The 19,521-nt window shown below is 42.2% G+C and carries 12 protein-coding genes; 3 read left to right on the forward strand and 9 right to left on the reverse strand.

Annotated features, from left to right (window positions below):
- Positions 1–39: 39 nt before the first annotated feature.
- The 8 genes from SNE25_RS25960 to SNE25_RS25995 all read right to left on the reverse strand — a co-directional run bounded on the left by SNE25_RS25960 (position 40) and on the right by SNE25_RS25995 (position 12,621).
- Positions 40–1,008: an ROK family protein gene (locus tag SNE25_RS25960; RefSeq protein ID WP_321561934.1), complete on the reverse strand. Its 969-nt coding sequence runs from the start codon at positions 1,006–1,008 to the stop codon at positions 40–42.
- Positions 1,009–1,013: 5 nt separating this feature from the next.
- On the reverse strand, positions 1,014–2,486 hold the full coding sequence (locus SNE25_RS25965) for a family 43 glycosylhydrolase (protein WP_321561935.1): 1,473 nt from the start codon (positions 2,484–2,486) through the stop codon (positions 1,014–1,016).
- 24 nt (positions 2,487–2,510) lie between these two features.
- Positions 2,511–3,884: a sugar porter family MFS transporter gene (locus tag SNE25_RS25970; RefSeq protein ID WP_321561936.1), complete on the reverse strand. Its 1,374-nt coding sequence runs from the start codon at positions 3,882–3,884 to the stop codon at positions 2,511–2,513.
- A gap of 19 nt (positions 3,885–3,903) precedes the next feature.
- Entirely contained in the window at positions 3,904–5,619 is a 1,716-nt protein-coding gene (locus tag SNE25_RS25975; protein ID WP_321561937.1) for a RagB/SusD family nutrient uptake outer membrane protein, read from the reverse strand.
- 20 nt (positions 5,620–5,639) lie between these two features.
- Positions 5,640–8,717 carry a SusC/RagA family TonB-linked outer membrane protein gene (locus SNE25_RS25980; RefSeq protein ID WP_321561938.1) on the reverse strand — a complete coding sequence of 1,026 codons (3,078 nt, stop codon included), beginning with the start codon at positions 8,715–8,717 and terminating at the stop codon, positions 5,640–5,642.
- Between the two features lie 167 nt (positions 8,718–8,884).
- Entirely contained in the window at positions 8,885–9,898 is a 1,014-nt protein-coding gene (locus SNE25_RS25985; protein WP_321561939.1) for a LacI family DNA-binding transcriptional regulator, read from the reverse strand.
- A 149-nt stretch (positions 9,899–10,047) separates the two neighbouring features.
- The gene (locus SNE25_RS25990; protein WP_321561940.1) at positions 10,048–10,368 is read right to left on the reverse strand and encodes an RNA recognition motif domain-containing protein; all 321 of its coding nucleotides are present in this window, start codon (positions 10,366–10,368) and stop codon (positions 10,048–10,050) included.
- Positions 10,369–10,563: 195 nt separating this feature from the next.
- The gene (locus SNE25_RS25995; protein WP_321561941.1) at positions 10,564–12,621 is read right to left on the reverse strand and encodes a glycoside hydrolase family 127 protein; all 2,058 of its coding nucleotides are present in this window, start codon (positions 12,619–12,621) and stop codon (positions 10,564–10,566) included.
- A gap of 186 nt (positions 12,622–12,807) precedes the next feature.
- On the opposite strand from SNE25_RS25995, the gene SNE25_RS26000 reads away from it, so the two are divergent.
- Positions 12,808–13,770, forward strand: coding sequence for a glycoside hydrolase family 43 protein (locus SNE25_RS26000; RefSeq protein ID WP_321561942.1), 963 nt, complete (start codon positions 12,808–12,810; stop codon positions 13,768–13,770).
- Positions 13,771–13,904: 134 nt separating this feature from the next.
- Here the strand turns inward: SNE25_RS26000 and SNE25_RS26005 are convergent, their stop codons facing one another.
- Positions 13,905–14,513, reverse strand: a complete 609-nt coding sequence (locus SNE25_RS26005) for an RNA polymerase sigma factor (RefSeq protein ID WP_321561943.1) — start codon at positions 14,511–14,513, stop codon at positions 13,905–13,907.
- A gap of 451 nt (positions 14,514–14,964) precedes the next feature.
- On the opposite strand from SNE25_RS26005, the gene SNE25_RS26010 reads away from it, so the two are divergent.
- Both SNE25_RS26010 and SNE25_RS26015 read left to right on the forward strand, forming a co-directional pair.
- Complete coding sequence (locus tag SNE25_RS26010; protein ID WP_321561944.1) at positions 14,965–16,023, forward strand: FecR family protein; 1,059 nt, start codon at positions 14,965–14,967, stop codon at positions 16,021–16,023.
- A gap of 239 nt (positions 16,024–16,262) precedes the next feature.
- On the forward strand, positions 16,263–19,514 hold the full coding sequence (locus SNE25_RS26015) for a TonB-dependent receptor (protein WP_321561945.1): 3,252 nt from the start codon (positions 16,263–16,265) through the stop codon (positions 19,512–19,514).
- Positions 19,515–19,521 lie beyond the last annotated feature (7 nt).

A 19,521-nucleotide genomic window follows, 5' to 3' on the forward strand; every position in this document is an offset into this window, starting at 1 on the left:
CGCTTGCTGTGCTACACGGAACCGGGTATTTAGATTTGACTATTGTTCCTGACTTATTAAAGCGAGTGAAAGAGCGGCGATATCTCCTATATTTTCACCCAATCCGGCCGGAACGATGCGGCAGTTCTCTACCGATTCAGCATACGCTTCCTGTTTAATGATATCCATCATAACCGGTTCAAGCAATTGTTGGGCGCGTCCGTAGATACTACCCAGCACAATCATTTCGGGGTTAAGAATATCTATCAGTAAGGCCAAACCTCGGCCAAGGTACTTTGCGCATATTTTATACACTTCTATTGCCAGTTCATCTCCCTGCAATGCGGCTTCGGCTATTGTTTTTGCGGAAATGTTTGGTAACTCATCTATATTACTGCAAAAACTTACCTTTTCACCAACCTGCAGTTTTTCCCGTGCCTTGATCTGTCCTAACTGTGCAATTCCACCGCCGCTGCAATACCCCTCAAAAGATCCGGCTTTACCAAAGCCAACCGGCCCCATATCCGACAATCGTATATGCCCTACTTCGCCGGCAAGGTCAGAAGGGCCGGAATAAAGTCTTCCATCAAGTATAAGACCAGCCCCCATCCCAGTGCCAAAAGTTAAAAAAATCAGGTTATCAACACCTTTACCTGCGCCGTATTTCCATTCGGCCACGGCACAGGCGTTCGCATCGTTTTGTAACAACGTTTTCACTTTAAAACGTTCTTCCGTCATTTTTACAATGGGAATTTTATCCCAGCCAATCAAATTTGGCGGGGATAAAATAAGTCCTTTTTTACTGCTTAACGGGCCACCGCAGCTAATACCTATGCCATTTAGTTCACCAGTGGTTATATGATGTTCCAATAATAAATTTTCTGCAGTTGTAAACAACAGCTCAATCATTTCATAAACCGGCTTATCTGTTGGAATCACCCGTTTATCTACAATAACAATTTCATCATCAGCAACCTTACCCATTACCACCGCGCATTTGGTGCCGCCAATATCAAATCCTAATAACATATATTTTAATCTTCTTTAAGGGGACTAATTGTAATTGACTTAAAATTCACCTGGCCATGTTTGGCGTAAAACCAAACAAAATTTCCGTTTTGTTCATAAGTACGGTTAACAATAGTTCGTTTGTGGTCAACGTCCACATCAATAATTCCATCTTTGATCACTACATCTACTTTGATCGGTTTATTTAACCCGTCAACGCCTTCAATAGCAGTGTTGCCCAGCTTTACCGTTTTATTGGCTGCAGAAAAATTAAGCCGGTAACCGCCCTCGGCCCTGGGTCCTGAACGAAGATAAAGACCAAATTCCTCATTTGAACCCAATGGTTCAATTTCCAGGGTGATACGGCAATTAAGCGGTACGTTTTCAATATGTGATGACCCTACCCCACCAGGCGATTTAATGTTAATGCTTTTACTATCTGGCGATGATGATTGCAGATCGTTAACAATTTTAATATCTAATGGTCCGGTTGTTTCGGGGACCATCTCTGCCGGAAAACTGGTTGTCAATGTACCATCAGCTTCCTGGCCTACCTCTCTAAATAGTGAATTTCCGCCGAATATCTCGCCATTGTTGTCCTTACTTTCAAAGCGATTGGGTACCCAGGCGGCGGCTATACGTCTTCCGTTTTTAAACTCGGCTGTTTTAACCACGTTAGACCAATCTTCATTTAAGGCCTGGTAACGAGGGGCTTCCCAGGGGCCATAAGGCTTACGCGATTTTACATAGGATGTGTTGCTGTTGTCGCTGTAAACCAGGTAATACCAGCCTTTCCAGAAAAAGTAATCCGGACATTCAGGTGTAGATGGCTGACCTGTTAATATCGGTTCATGCACATTCCAGGTTTTAAGATCTTTAGAACTCAGGTGCACCAAACAGCCCGACGCTCTTTGCATCACCGGGTTTTCCTGATCGCTTGACACAAAAAGGTGAAATACACCATCGGCATCAATAAAAACCTTGGGGTCTCTAAAATTCCGCTTGCTGTACCCAGGGGCAGAAGTATAAAACGGATTTGGCTTTTGTTTGTCAAAATGCACCCCATCTTTGCTAATGGCGTAACTCAACTGTTCGTTTACCTTGCCATCATTGAGCAGCCGGGTAGCATAAAAGGCATAATATAAACCTTTATGGTACACTACAGATCCCGTACAGATAGACTTTTCCCAGGGCTCGTCAATTTTTAATACCAGCGGAAATTGTTGCCATGTTTTTAAATCGCTTGATTTGCTGAGCGCCCACTGGTGCCCGCCCAAGCCGTTCAGACTTTTGTGATGGGCAGAGTCAAGCAGCCAGTAGTAGTAATATACCCCATCTTTTGAAAATGGGATGCAATCGCCTACAAACAGGTTTCCCTTAGGCTTAAAGTATTGCATGCTTTTGGTTGATTGTATAGTTGGATCATATTTAACACCCAACTGCGCCTGTGCATAACATACCACTAAGGCAAATACACAGGTAAATAGTATTTTTTTCATTTGATATTAATTAAAATAAGCAGATTAAATTTCTTTGGGACTATCCCCATTACGCCAGTGGCTTTCTATAGCCTCCAGCGATTTTCCTTTGGTTTCGGGAATATAATAATACCCCCAAACCGCGCCAATTACACATATTACCGCATAACTCCAGAAGGTATAATCAATCCCCAGTGCGTTTACCAGTTTTAAAAAAGTAAATGCAATAACCGCGTTAAACCCCCAGTGAGCCAGTGAACCAATGCTCATGCCCACACCACGTACACTAAGCGGAAACACTTCTGAGATCAACAACCAACCCAGCGGCGCCAGGCTAATGGCGATAAAAATAATATAGCACACAATACTCAGCACCGCGAAAACAGGCAAACTTGCACCTAAAGCTTCCTTGAAATGAAAACAGGCGCCAAGCAATGCAAGCGAGGGGATCATACCGAAAATGCCGATAAAATACAGCTTGCGCCTGCCTACTTTATCCAGCATAAATACAGAAAATAAGCAGGCCAATACGTTCACGCCACCAATAATAATGGCCGGGATGATACTGGCCGTATTGCTGACAATACCTGCTATTTTGAAGATAATGGGAGAATAATAAATGATAGTGTTAACCCCAGAAAACTGCTGAAAAAAGAAAATGCCAACTGTAATAATAAGCGGGGCCCTAAGCCAAGGCTTCAGGATTTCACGTGATGATACTTTAGCTTTGGATGATAAAGTTATCTCATCTTCCAGTTCGGCGATGGTTTTATCAACCAGGTCGGCATCTTCCAGTTTCAGCAGAATTTTCTTTCCCTCGTCCCACCTGTTCTTACTCATGAGCCAACGCGGTGTTTCGGGTAAAAAGAACATTCCAAACAACAGGATGGCGGCCGGTACAAAACCAACCAGGAACATCCATCTCCAGCTTTGATTGTCATTGTCATTAGACAGCCAGTAATCCGTAATATATGAAAGCAAAATACCCAGGGTAATCATGAGCTGGTTCAGCGTAACCAATGCCCCCCTTACACGTGCCGGCGATATCTCAGAAATATACATAGGCACCACATAGGATGTAATACCGATAGCAAAACCAATGATAATACGCATAATGATCAGAACGGTAACACTTGGCGCGTAGGCGCATCCCAGTGCGCCAACAGTAAAAATTATAGCATTAACGATGATCATCTTTTTCCGGCCGATAATATCAGATAGCTTACCGCTGGTTACCGCGCCTGCCACAGCTCCAATCAACACCGTAGTGGTTATCCATTCAATATTATCATCACTAAGGTGCCAGTACTGTTTCAGAAAGGGTAATGCCCCGGAAATAACCCCGGTATCAAAGCCGAATAAAAGACCTCCGGTTGCTGCAATAACCGCGATAAGAAAGACATTGGATTTCAATTTCATATTTTCAGTTGTATTTGGTTTAGAATCCTGGATTTTGCTTGTATAATCCCTTACTATAGTTGATCTGGTTAAGCGGAACAGGCAAATACTCATCACGCCCTTTCGTAAATTTAGCGGTTTTGAGATAAGTTCGCTTGGTCGATTCTGAAGTAAAATAACTATTCAGGTAAGTATCCGCAATCCCCCATCGTACAAGGTCAAAAAAGCGGTTACCTTCCATCGCAAATTCCAACCGGCGTTCCTTGTGCATAGCCTGACGTGCATAATCCTGTGTCCAAACGCAGTTAACACCAGGCTGGTAAACACCCACTTTATAGTTAGATATAAATGATCCGTCTGCCTGTTTCAAGCGTGCGGTGCTGTTAGCAGCACGCTGCCTAACCATATTGATCAGCGGGAGTGCTTCTAAAGGGCGGTTTAACTCAATCAATGCTTCAGCTTTCCAAAGTAATACATCAGCAAACCTGATCAGTTCCCAGTTTTTTGAGCTGGACATAAACGGCGGAATTTTCTGAAACGAAGGATCGTTAGCCGCTGCATCATCCTTCATACTGGTGAAAAATCCGTAAATAGCAGGTGCGCGTGCCCAGGAAGTTTGGTAAACAAAAGTAGGAACATATTTAAACGGATGCCCCGGAATGCCAACGGTATGATCAAGCCGAGGATCAAATGTTTGGTTCAGAAAGTCGCTAACCTTGGTTGCGTCCGTGTTGTTATAACCGGTAAACATAGGCAAACCATTATTATCGGTTTTAAAGTTATTAACCAGGTCCTGGCTTGGAATATGCTGCCAGCAGCAACCATATTCAGGGTTCATGGGATATGTCAGGGAGTGCCCCATATCTATCCTCCCAAATTGGGTACCATCGTTTTTAGAGTACTGTATAGCAAAAACAGACTCAGGGCCATTCTCTGTAGCGGCCAAAAAGTTGTTCGCAAAATCAGCCGCCAATGCGTAGCCGCTAAAGTTGATCACACTGTCGCATAAGGTAATCACCTGGTTAAGTTTAGCCTGATCAATACCTGTAACACTATGGTTATCGTCCTGCTTGTATGCCTGGTACAATAATGTTTTTGCCAGATAAGCTTGTGCTGTATACTTAGTAGGTCTTCCCTTATCTGTCTGGGTTGCGGGTAACGTATTAACTGCAAACCTGAAATCAGCAGCAATTTTGTCCCACAGCTGATCGCTGGTAAGCGCGACATTTGAAATCTTGATGTAATCTGTGGTGGGTACGTTTTCATCAATAAAAGGCACCCTGTTCCACAAAATTTTAGCCATAAAATAATAGTTACCCCTCAAAAAGCGCATCTCTCCCTGCCTGGCTGTTTTAAGCGGATAATCAGCCGGGGCAATGGTATTTACCCTGAGCAGCGCATTGTTTACCCTTGCTATACCATTGTAAATCTGCGCCCACATCTGGTCGGTTAAACTGTTGGTATTTTGATTGGTTACAAAAGTTTCATAATCATTCCATTCGCTGTTATCCCCTACACCATCTCCGCCTTTGTAGGCATCGCCGCTGCGCATGCTGCCCCAGGGCCATAAACTGTTTGATGTATGAAGGTTTTCGTTTCCGAGCGATGAGTAGGCCGCAACCACCATTTTTTCGACATTAACAGGCGTATTGAGCTGATCACTTGCCAGTACACCCTGCGGCTGCTCGTTAAGCGATTTTTTACAGGAAACCAATGTTCCCAGCAAGCACGCAATGTATAATAGATATTTTTTCATTTCCTTAATTTTTGAGGTTCTTAAAAAGACAGGTCTAAACCGATTGTTGTAATAGCCGGAATCGGATACGCGCCGCTGGGATTTTCAGGATCTGTTGCAGTATATGATTTGCTTTTTATGGTAAACAGGTTATTAGACTGGATAAAAATCCTGGCCCGCTGTACCTTAATACTGCTCAAAGCATTTTTAAGATTATACCCTATTTGTATATTCCGCAACTTTAAATACGACCCATTTTCAAGATAATAAGTAGATGTTCTGTTTTCGTTATTCCTGTCAACCAGTGTTAGCGCCGGGATGGTAGACGAAGTATTGCTTGGTGACCATGCGTTTAGTACGCGCGTTCCCCAATTTGTTCCAGGCCATATTGAGGAAAAATCGGTGTAGGTTTTATAGGTGTTATACACCTGTATGCCCTGCACACCCTGAAAAAACAAGGCCATATCAAAATCCTTGTACGACAGATTAAAATTAAGCCCGTAGGTAAAATCCGGGTTGCCATTAGAGATGTACGTTCTGTCATTATCATCAATTTTATTATCACCATTCAGGTCCTTATACCGGATGCGACCAAGGGCTTTGCCCGGCTGTGCCGGCGAATTGGTAACCTGGTCCTGGCTGGTAAAGAGGCCATCAGCAACATAGCCAAAAATAGAATTGATAGAATGCCCAACAATGGTTTGGGTGCTTCCGTTACCGGGATAAGCCGTTAAAACCTCCGATGGCAGGAAAGTAACCTTGTTCCGGAAAGTTGCGATATTGGCGCCTATCGAGAAGTTTAGATCTTTGCTGATCTGGCCATCATAATTTAATAAAACTTCAAAGCCTTTATTCTGCATGCTGGCGCCGTTAAAGGTTCTGGTACCGCCTTCACCAATTACGGCCAGGTACCCCGGTGTGATCAATATGTTGGAGGTTTTTTTAATAAAATAATCAACAGAACCGGTTATCTTTTGATCAAACAAACCAAAGTCGACACCAAAGTTTGATTCTTTGGTTCCCTCCCATTTTAAAGAGTTGTTACCTTCCTGTATCTTAACAAAACCCGACGGTAGTGTCCCTGTTCCGGCACCGGTTATATCATAAGCTGTTCCTCTGTCGGCATTAAATGTAGGGTCGGTACCATATATGGCCGAATACAGCGAATAAGTTGCATAGTTACCCGCAGTTTGATTACCTGTTTCACCATAGCCGTAGCGCAGTTTTAAATCAGAGATAAAAGAAAGTTTTTTGATAAACTGTTCCTCGCTCAAGCGCCAGCCCAATGATGCGGAAGGAAATGTACCGTACCTGTTATTCTGACCAAATCTGGATGAACCATCCCTTCTGACAGTGACTGAAGCGATATACTTGTTATCAAAAGTATAATTGGCCTTTCCGAAATAAGAAAGCAAGGAATAAGCGCCGCCATTACCACCATTCAGGATATTGGTTGATCCGGCATCAAGGTAGGCGTAGTTAATATCTTCTACTGCATAACCTTGCCTGCTGCCAAAAAAATTCTGGTTCATATAATGAATGGACTCTTGCCCGGCGAAGAAACTCAGCTTACTTTTCTTGAGGTCAAGATCATAAGTGAATTGATTTTGCCAGATAAGGTTACCATCATAGTTCTGCGAATTTTCTGTCAGGTTTGAGGGATCTACCAAAAAACCTGAGACGTAAGACTTACGCAGCGTTCTTTCATAAAGGCCATCATAATCAACTCCAAATGTTGTTTTAAAATGTAAACCGGGTATAATGGTGAGATCTGCGAATGCATTTCCCGTGATCCTGCCAAAATAACTTTGATTTTGTTTATTGTCCTGGATTAATCGTACAGGGTTTTGTCTGTCGGTCATCCCTGCTGCCGGGCCACCCCAGCCGCCGGTAACGGTATACACCGGAACAATAGGGTTTTGAACAAGAGCAGAAAACAAAACGCCGTTAACATCAATCAGCCTGTCGTTAATAAAGCTTGTATTGAAGTTTTCTCCTACTTTTAAGCGGCCGTCAAAAAAACTATAATCAGAGTTTAATCGCAGGGTGACTTTTTTTGTATGAGTTTCTTTAACAATTCCCTTGTTATCATAATAACTTACCGAAAAAAAGCTGTTACCTTTCTCTCCGCCGTTGCTAAAGGCCACATTATAATTCTGCAGCAATGAAGTTTGCCCTATTTCATTGAACCAGTTAGTGTTGGCTGGCTTCATGGTTTTTGAGGCGTCAATAAAATCGGGTAAAATAATCTTGTTAAGCACCGGGTTATTAAAATCCTTATTCCAATCAAACTGATAGATCTGATTATTATTAGGATCTGTTTGGTCGTTTACGGAAGCCTGGAAAAATGCTTCGCCATGCTGCTGGGTATTGAGCACAGATAACTTGGAATTATAGTATTGAAGGGAAGTTGAGGCATTCACATCAATCCGGCTGATACCTTTTTTCCCTTTTTTGGTTGTAACAATAATTACCCCGTTTGCCGCCCTTGATCCGTAAATTGTAGCCGAAGAAGCATCTTTCAATACCTGCATCGATTCGATATCAGCCTGATTGATTTCTTCAAGTCCCCGGGTTGTCGGCACACCATCAATAACATATAATGGATCATTATTATTTAAGGTACCTATCCCACGTATACGCACGGTGGCCCCGCCTTCCGGTGAGCCATTGGTAGTAATAAATACCCCAGGAATTCTACCCTGCAACGCTTTCGTAGCGTTCCCCTGGGGGATATCCTTAATATCGGTCATTTTCACAACCGAAACTGCTCCTGTGAGGTCGGCCTTCTTTTGGCTCTGGTAACCAGTTACTACAACCTCGTTCAAATTTCCCGATAAATACTCCATAACAATAGATATGGGATTGGAAACATCTTTTACAGTATAGCTAAACGGCTGCATGCCTACATAGGAGAAATTGATCTGGGAATTGAGGGCCGCGGTTATACTGAATTTCCCATTAACATCAGTAATAACGGTGGATTGACCCGACTTAATGGTTACCCCGGCCAGTGGTTTTCCAAAGTCTTTGTCAGTGACCGTTCCGGTCACGGTTTTCTGCTGGGCATACAAGCCGGTACAGAAAAAAAACAACATGATTGTTAAAATTTGTTTCATAAAAAATAGGTTTAAATTTTGGGTTCATAATTTGTTCAATGGCGATATTAATCAAGGTGGAATCCACTTTAATCGATTAAAGAAATATATAATTCTTGTTTTCATTGATCCAATTGTTAAAATCTACGTTATTTTACCCTTTAATCGATTAAAGAGTATATAAAAAATTATTCTCTGCAGGATTTTCCCGCTATAAAATCGGTTTGAAAGTATAATTGTTTATGCGTTTTCTGTTTATTGATCAGGTCAACCAGTATATCTACTGCCGCCTCTCCCATTTTTTCCAATGGTTGCCGGGAATGGCTTACCGGGCAATAAAACAGATCGAAAGCATCGGCTTCATCAAAACTCAGTACAGATATATCTTTTGGTATACGGATACCATAATCATTAAACTGCTTAAGACCAGCGATAGATAACCTGTCGGTAGCAAACAGTACGGCATCGCATGGGTTCCCCCTTTCAAGGATCAGCCTGGTAGATAGTTCCATATCTTCTTTCAGGTGCTGTGGCCGCAAATGCCTCATCCATTCCGGGTTAACTTCCAGATGATGATCCTTCAAGGCGTCTACATAGCCACGATCGCGCTCCTGTAAATGAAAAAGTGAGGTCTCCAGATTGATAAAGCTAATTTTTTTGTGACCTGTTTTTACCAGGTACGAAATAGCATCATACGTTGCTTTATAATTATCTAACGCTACATAATTGGTATCAATATTGGGAAAATAGCGGTCTACCAGTACAAAAGGGGTACCCGACTGCTGTAAAAGCAGGATTTGCTCTTCCGAATCTTCTCCCGGAACTAAAATAAGCCCGTCAACCTGCCTGTTTACGAGCACATTGGTTAGTTGGGCAAACTTTTCTGGGTCCTCATCACTACTGCCATAAATAACCGTAAAATTCCGGCGCTTAGCTTCTGCCTCAATAGCACGGGTTATGCCGGTGCTGAAACGATAGTTGATATCGGCCACTACCAGGCCAATGGTGTGGGTTTTTTGTATTCTCAGGCTTTTAGCTACCTGGTTGGGTTGGTAATTTAAAGCGATGGCGGCCTGTCTTATTTTTTCCGCGTTTTCTTTACTTACCTGCTTTGTTTCCGCCTGACCATTCAGCACGTATGACACCAACGCGGTAGACACACCTACGTATTGCGCGATATCTTTGAGCACCACTTTTTTCACGGAAATAAAGATATTATAATTTGGTTAAATTGGAATATGATTCAAATGTAGCACTTTAAACGATTAAAGCAAATTTTTTGTAAAATCTTATTGTGTTGAATGAATCACAGTTTTTCAAAAACGGATCAGTAAGTCAGACGCTCTCCTGTTTATACCCGTGGTCTTCTTGGTCTTTTGGCGTTTTCTCCGGCCACCGGTCTCTTAAAATTCGATTTTGGAGCAACGGCTTTCTCTTCTGATATTTTTACGGTGAGTTTTCTGTCTTGCATCTCCAGGCCATCGAGTGCGGTAACCGTATTCTCCGCGCCAGCCTGGGAAGCCATTTCAATAAAGGCATAGCCCTTACATATCCTGGTTTTTTTGTCGCGAACTATTTTTAGCGTAACAATATCCCCGTGGATCGCAATAAGTTTTGCCAGTTCCAGCTCTGTAATTTCTAAAGGGAAGCCGCTTACAAAGAGTTTTATCATAGCCATAACATTAGCAATAATTAACGGTAAAACAAAATGGCAATCCTAATATTATATGATCATTCCATCTCTCCAATGGTAAACATGGCAATACCCAAATACTCAACATTTACCGTTGAATAATTTTGGAGCGAAAGATCGCACTTTACCCTTTTGCCCAATTCCTGCACCAATATTTAAATCGGTGCAATATAGCTATTTAGTTTTCTCATTTATCCACACCTGGTAGGGATTTCCGGCCTGCCGGTTTCCGATTGTATAAAAAGGGATAGCGGTAAATTCAACTTGCTTACCCGATGTGTCTGCGGCCTTGCCGGTAATAACATTTATACCGTTTAACAGATTTGGCTTATAGCTAATGGCAAGTGACGCGTTTGATTTTAACCTATAGTCTTTCAAGCCCGGGTTATCAAGTGATTCAAAACTATAAATAATAGGCCCCGAGGCCAGTGCCAGCTTCCCTTTAACTGTTTGAACAGAATCATTAGTTGTTATTAGTCTTGGCTGCATTGGCAAATCAAGCTCTATCACGTCTCCTTTTTTCCATGATCGTGTGATGGAAGCGTAACCCTTTACCGGTTGAACAGGTACTTGCTGTCCGTTAACCTTTAGCGAAACCCCGCCGTTAACTTTTGAATGATACAGATCAAAAGGATTTTCCTTGCCCTCAGCCCAGCCGGGTATGCGGACATTAATGGCAAACTTTGTAGTGTTTTTAGGTGTTACCTCGATCTTATTGGCTCCTTTCCAGGGGTAACCGGTGGTTTGCTTTAATAAAACGGCTATACCATTGATGTTAAATGATGCTTCGCTGCCGATAAACAGGTTAACATACAGATGATCGCTGTCATAGGCATAAATATATTGCGGCAGCGCTCCAACCATTTTTAATATCATTGGCGGGCAGCAAGGGCAATCATGCCATGCCCATCGTTTATTACCATTACCAACAAGCGGGTTTTCATAAAAAAAATGATCTCCCGTTAATGAAATGCCCGAAAGTAAATTATTATAAATAACCCTTTCAAATTCATCCATATACTTTCCATCGGCTTTTAGCTCGTTCATTTGTTCGCTAAAAAAGCCCGAACTAATTGACGCGCAGGTTTCCAGATAGGCCGACTCCGGTAAAAAATAATTGGCGCCAAAACGTTCGCCATTGGCAATTGCTCCTTCACCACCGGTAATAAACATCCGCTTGCCAACCATATTGTTCCAGTAGTTGTTGGCAGTGTTGGCATAACGCGTGTCGCCGGTTTCTAAGGCTGTAGCAGTTACTCCTGTGGCTAATAGTGTTGCACGTACCGCATGCCCTTCTATTGTTTCCTGCTTTAATACAGGCATGTGATCCTGATTATAAGAACTGTCGCTTTTTCTTGCATGCGATCCGTCCTTTTCGCCATAATTACCCCGGTCTTCAATCCAGAATTTCACCATCGCCAGGTAATCGTTCTCATTTACCGGAATAGTCATCTTCTTTTTCAGCGCAGGTTGTTGTTTAAATAACTGATAAACCTTAAGCAGTGCTTCCTCAGGGCCGCCATGACCGGGTATAACATTGCTTTTGGGTGCAGGTCCCATTTGTGTGCATATATAATTACTCATTTTAACAGCCACGTTCAATAACTTGGTTTTTCCGGTGGCTTTGTAATAATGAACACCCGCTTCCATCAACATGCCCGAATTGTAAACATCATGCTGCCATTTATCATCTCCGCCATTTGTCCCCCAACGCTGGTTTGGCCTCATGAGCGTGGTATAGGTATTGATGTAACCGTCCGGATCTGCATTTTGGGCAGCGGCAATGCGAGCTATATAAGCATCAATTTTAGCTTCAAGTATTTTATCAGGATGCTCTGCGAGCAAATCGGCAGCCCCCCTGATTGTTTCGTAAACTAAGCCATCATACCAGGGTGGGCCATCATGTTGTTGCGTATTTTTTTTGCCCTCGGCCACCCAATCAAAATTCTGAAAAGCGTTCCTGGTTCGGCCAAGTTTTTCTTTTTCTTTGATAATATCCGGCCGGTCCGGCTCATACTTGCCTTCCAGCTTATCAAACACATCATAAACCGTAGTTGAGTTCCATACCTTGAATTTAGGACTCCAGAACTGGTCATCTATCCATACATTCTGAAAACTTACAGGATGAATGGTATGTGTGTCTGTGTTGCTTGTTTGAGCCAGAGCCTGATAACTAAAAAACGTTAGCTGACCGCATAATAATAAAAGGCGATAGCTTTTGATAATGGCCATTTTAAGAAGATTATAAAGGTTAAAAATTGGATGTTTTGAAAAGGATCATACCGTTAAAGCATACCATTTCTATTTAGTGTGCAAATTGAGCTTTATGTAAAATTACTTTTGCACAATATTAACTTTTTCTTTTCATCAATGTAGTGTATCTTGAACACGTACGAATTATATTGACCAAAGATACCAATGAAACACTTTATTATGCTGCTTCTTCTTACAGCAGTTACCGCAGTTCATTCTCAAACTAAAAAGGATACGATCAGACTGGCAGATCCGACGATATTTTATGAGGATCACATTTATTATCTGTATGGCACAGGCAGTCCTAACGGTTTTGCTGTTTATACCTCTACCGATTTAAAAAACTGGCAGCGGCATAATCAAAATGCTTTATTGAAGGGAAATAGCTATGGCACAAAAGGTTTTTGGGCTCCGCAAGTATTTAAGTATCAAAGCAAATATTATATGGCCTATACCGCTGATGAGCATATTGCGATAGCGGGCAGCGATAGCCCTCTGGGGCCCTTTAGCCAAAGTGTACACCAGGCAATATCAGGACAGGGGAAACAGATTGACCCGTTTATTTTTAAAGATGCCGACGGTAAGTTATACTTATATCATGTTCGCCTTGGCAATGGTAACCGTATTTTTGTAGCCAGGCTTAAAGACGATCTGAGCGATATAGACGAAACAACGGCCACCGAATGTATCCATGCAGAACAGGGATGGGAAAACACAGCTAATGCCCCATGGCCGGTATCGGAAGGCCCAACGGTGACTAAAATCGGTGATTTATATTATTTATTCTACTCGGCCAATGATTTCCGGAATATCGATTATGCGGTAGGTTATGCAACTGCTCCTACTCCCATCGGCCCTTGGACCAAATACCCGGGTAACCCTATCTTAAGCAGAAAAAACAGCGGGCAAAACGGCAGCGGGCACGGCGATCTGTTTTCGGCCGGTGACGGCACCTTATATTATGTTTTCCATACACATCATTCAAATAACGTTGTTGGTATGCGTAAAACCGCTATTATAGCTTTGAATGTTTCCAGGCAGCATCCGGCGGTTATTTCCGTCGTGCCGGGTACTTTTCGTTACCTGGAACGTAAAAAACCTCTGGCTGATACTACAAAAAATGAGTAATAAGTATTTATAGCCCTTTTATAGCGTAACACCTGCTGTATCTATCGGCATTTGATGGATATAAAAGGTGTTCGTTTTTTGAGAGTGCAACCACCGCAAACACCTGCGAACACTGACAATATCCTGTCAGTGATTTATCTTAAATATGGGGTAGCAAGCATTTGAAGTAAACAAATGAGCAGTGACCACTCCGACCGGATATTTTTGTAGGCTTTTTGCAACAGGTTATGGGCCGATTGTCTGCTGATATCCATCACGGTAGATATTTGATCAAAGTCAAGATTTTCATAATATCTCAAATAAATGATCTCTTTCTGGCGGGGCGGTAAGGATTCGAGAGCTTTTTTGACTTTTTCCGCAAGTTCAAGGTCGTCGGCATACTCAATTATCTTTTTCTCAATGCTGTATTCAAACAAAAAATTGTAATCGTCAGCATCCAGGCTTTGATTTTTGTTCCATTTGGTTTGCTCGCGGAATATCCTATTACGGGCCGCCACAATCAGGTACCATTTTACCGAATTGGGCTCCTGAATAATATTCCGTTTATTCCATAACTCTACAAATAACTCTTGTATACAGTCCTTCACAATATCACGGTCCTGGCAAAACCGAATACCATAGCTGAATAATGTTTGGAAATACTTATTAATAAGCTTGTCAAAAGCCATCTCATCTCCATTACTAAGACCCTGCCAAAGTAGGGCATCCTCGTTCAGGTGTGGCTGTGCTTTGTCAAAACTCATTATAATTGGTATTATTCAGGTACGGTGTCGGTGTTTTTAAAGGTAACTATACGTCAAAAGTAAATTAAAGTTAAGGCTGAAAATAGATAATATATGGAATAAAATGCTTTTTTGCTGGATTTTAAACAGAATACAGTACTTTCTAACGTCAATATCAACTATTTAACATTCTTATATCCAATTAATTGCACATTTTTTATAAAAAACACACAATTCCGGGGGTAATATACAAGCCGGCCTGTATCTTATGTGTATAAGGCCTGTTAAACCAACTGAAAAACCTCCATTAATGAATTTTAACTTACACATCCGTTTTTGCCTCTTTGCGAAAATAAAAATATCGGTCATCCAATGGCAGCAGACTTTTCGTCCGGATGAACACTATTTTAAATGCCTGAAATCTCCATCATTGGACAATCATCATATCCTAAACTAATATCACCTAAACTATATGGATAAGTATGAAGACTATACAATAGAAGACTTTTTAAGCGACGAGCCTTTTATGACCTGGGTATTAACCCCTGATCCCGCTCAGGAAAAATTCTGGAACAACTGGCTAACGGAACATCCGGAGAAGCAGGCGCTCGCCAGCAGGGCAAAAAATATCCTTTTGTCTCTTCATCCTTTGCCCGCTGCCACGCCCCTCTCTGCAGACGAATTAGCCGTTATCGTGCATAACATTCGTCAAAATATTATACCTGCAAAGCAAAAGCCTTTAATCATCAGCTTAATCAGTTCTACATGGTTTAGGGTTGCTGCGGTGTTATTAATTGTACTATCATTTACATTTATCATTTTCAAAAATAAAAACACGCAGTCTCTCCTACCGGCTGCTGTACAATATACTTCCGCTGTGGTTAATTATGTCAATCGTGACCAACAGGCTAAATTCATTAAATTAAGTGATGGAAGTTTAGTGATACTTAAACCAAACTCCTCACTGTCGTACCCACAACGTTTTACCGGTGCCAGGCGCGAAGTTAAATTAGTTGGTGAAGCCTTTTTTGAGGTCCATAAAAATCCACAGCAACCATTTTTAGTGTACACCCATAATATGATCACGAGGGTGCTCGGTACCAGCTTTACAGTCAGGGCATTCCCGGGCGAAGCAAAATTCAAAGTGATCGTAAACACCGGACGGGTGGAAGTGTACGAGCGAAATAAACAAGACTTAACCGTCTCTTCCGTGGTTTTGATCCCTAACCAGCAGGCTACATTCACCAGGAAGCAATCGCACCTGTTTAAAGATACGGTTACGGTACCGCTCATGTTATCTCAAAAAATAGCAACACGCGTATTTTCATTTAACAATGCACCACTGGCCGATATTATCGGCAAGTTGGAAGAAGCTTATCATGTGCACATCAACTATGATCAGGCCAAATTTTCCGGAGCCACCGTAACGGCCTCTTTATCCAGGCTACCGCTTGATGAAAAAATAAAAATGATATGCAAGGCCATAGGCGCGCAATGCGATTTTGATAACGGAACAATTACCATTAAATAAACCCCATTAACCAATTAAACCAAACAAATACATGAAGAAGAAAAGAAATACTTAAGTCATTAAAAAAAAGAACCGATAGTAATGCGAATACTACCGGTTACTTTAAAAAAGCCCGTAAATGTTTTCGAAGCCATTTTAACGCACCCTAAAGGATGTGATGGGGCTTTTTTTGTCGAGTTATTAATGTAGTTATAACCCAAACCAAAATTATGAAATATAAATATTTACTCGTAAAAATTATGAGAATAACATTTTTACAGTTAATTATTCTATTCTCGCTGATAGGCAGTTCGTTGGCCAAAACGGCCGGCGCGCAAGCCGTACTGATGAAAAAAATCTCCATTAATAAAAACGGAGTAACCATCGGAGATCTGTTTAAAAAACTGGAGACCGATTATGAGGTCAATTTTGTTTACAGCCCGCAAGTAATAGACCCACAACAAAAGGTTAACGTATTTAGCCAGTTAAGGCCATTATCAGAAGTGCTCGACCAATTTCTTGCACCACTTGGATTAACTTATGAAGCCTCCGACGATGTAATTGCCATCAGGCGGCAGAACGAGCAGTCGACCCAGGAGAATGCAGCTAACCCTGTCAGCATAACCGGGAAAGTGGTTGATGAAAAAGACGGCCAGCCATTACCTGGGGTTACCGTAAAAATAAAAGGAAGTAACACCGCTACTACTACCAATCTTAACGGTATATATACCATCAATGTTCCCAGCACCGAGGCGGTGCTTGTTTTTTCATTTGTTGGATATGAGGCCCAGGAAAAACCGGTTGGCACCGAAAAAATAATCAACATAACTTTAAAAAGGACCGAAAACAGCCTTAACGAGGTGGTTGTGGTAGGTTATGGTACACAGAAAAGGCAATACATTACCGGGTCTGTTGTAAGGGCCAACCTTGACGCCTTCCGCGATGCTCCCAATACCAACATTGCGCAAAATTTACAGGGCACCATACCCGGACTGAATGTTGGTCCGGTAACCATCGCAGGCTCAACACCAACTATTTCAGTACGTGGGACAAACACTCTAAGTGGTAACACCAACGTATTGATCATTCTGGACGGCATACAATTTAATGGCTCACTTAACTCCATTAATCCCGACGATATAGCATCGATAGATGTTTTGAAAGATGCCAGCGCCACAGCTGTATACGGCGCCCAGGCCGCCAACGGCGTACTCCTGATTGCCAGCCGCAAGGGGACAAACAACCAAAGGCCTCGCATCAACCTGTCTACCTCATATACTACCCAAACCCCGTCCGGTAATCTTCACCCGATGGAGCGGGACGAATACCTGGAACATGTACGTGAATTGTACTATAATAAAGCGTTTTTGGCGCCTGATTATACCACACCAGACCCATCTTTTAACTTAGCACTGTATGTTGACCATACGCAACGTGATGCCAGCAACAATTTAGTGCCAACAGACTTTAATTGGTGGGATGCTGGTACCAAACAGGGATTTATTAATGATAATCAGCTAAGTATTTCCGGAGGTGGAGATAAGGTAAATTACCTGCTATCTGGTAATTATGCAAACCAAGCCGGATTTATTACCGGCGATCTTTTTAAACGCAAAAGTTTGCGTGCCAATATCGAGATGCAGCCGACTAATTGGTTAAAGGTAGGGGTACAGGCATTTGGTTCATTTGTTAATAATGATGGTGCTGAACCTTCATTGACAGATTTGTTTCAAATGGCACCGCTTAATTCACCTTATAACCCCGATGGCAGCCTTAATCCGTTCCCGATGGGCACAAACCAGAATAATCCTTTTGAGGGATCTAATGTAGACGATTATGAACGGCATAATTTTTTATTTGCTAACATTTACGGCCAGATCGATTTCCCCTTTCTTAAAGGTTTAAGCTACAGGGTAAATTATGGCAATAACGCACGTACAGACGATCATTATTATGCCAGTCAGTATGGCGCCGGCCTTACCGGATCAGCTTATAAAAACAATGAGCAATATTATGATTATACCATTGATAACATCTTAACCTATAACCACAATTTCAAAAAACACAGTGTTACGGCAACCTTACTTTATGGGGCTGTTCAGCGCAAAGATGAATCTACAGGAGCATCGGCCAATGGGTTTACCCGTCTTACATTAGGCTATAACAGGTTAGACCAGGGTACTAATCAATTTACCACTTCAAATGCCTGGTCAGAGGCTTTAAATTACCAGATGGCCAGGGTGAACTATGCTTATGATAACCGGTACCTGCTTACAGCAACTGTAAGGCGCGATGGCTATTCGGGTTTTGCGGCCAATTATAAATATGCGGTTTTCCCGTCAGTCTCTGCCGGCTGGAATTTCTCTGACGAACCTTTTGTACACCTGTCATGGCTTGATAATGGTAAACTGCGCGTTGGATATGGCCAGAGTGGTAATCAAACCAAACGCTATTATTCGCTTGATCAGGTTTCAACCCAGCCGGCTTATGTGTTTGGCGACGGCGGCACCACACAATATGGACAATATGTAAGCACGCTGGCTAACCCCAATTTAAAGTGGGAACGCACTGCCGAGCTTAACTTTGGCCTTGATTTTTCTTTATTTAAAGGACGTTTGTCTGGTAGTGTAGATTATTATACAAGGCATACCAAGAATCTTTTATATGATGTTCCGATACCAACAATAACAGGGTTTAGCATCATCAGCAGCAACATAGGTGAGGTGGCTAATAAAGGCGTTGAATTATCGCTCACATCTAAAAATATTGCCGGCAAAAATTTTAACTGGAGTACGACCTTTTCGTTTTCAAGAAACGTTAATAAAGTGCTTGCGCTATTAGGTACTGGAGATCTTCCTTCTGTACCGGCATTCGTTGGCCAGTCTATCAATGTGATTTACGGTTATCGGTTAAACGGTATTTACCAGGTGGGCGAAACACCTCCTGCCGGCTATTTTACCGGTAACCTGAAGATAGCGGATGCAAACGGTGACGGAAAGATCAGTACAGACGATAGAGTTATTCTTGGAAAGGGAGACCCTGCTTTCCGTTTCAGTTTCCTTAACAGTTTTAATTATAAAAAATTAACCCTTAGCTTCTTTGTAAACTCTATTCAGGGTGGCAGCAACGGTTATCTGGGCGCTAATACCCAAACAGTGCTACAGGATGATAACGGTGTACGCTGGAATCACACAAGCGGAATCGATTTCTGGAGTCCAACCAACCCTAACGGCCGATATCCGATGTACATTAAAGGCCCCGCCATTGCACCAACACAATACTTTAGTCGCAGCTTTGTAAGGCTGCAGGATGTATCGCTGTCTTACAAATTCGAAAATAGTTTCACCAAACGTCTTGGAGTTCAAAGCCTAAGCATTTTCGCCAGCGGTAAAAATCTATATACCTGGACCAAATGGCAGGGATGGGACCCTGAGATTGCCAATGGAGGCCTTACCATCAATGGCCGCCCATTGCTCAAAGGTTATTCAATCGGACTTAATATGACGCTTTAATTCATTT

This window comes from Mucilaginibacter sabulilitoris, assembly GCF_034262375.1.
Lineage (GTDB): Bacteria > Bacteroidota > Bacteroidia > Sphingobacteriales > Sphingobacteriaceae > Mucilaginibacter > Mucilaginibacter sabulilitoris.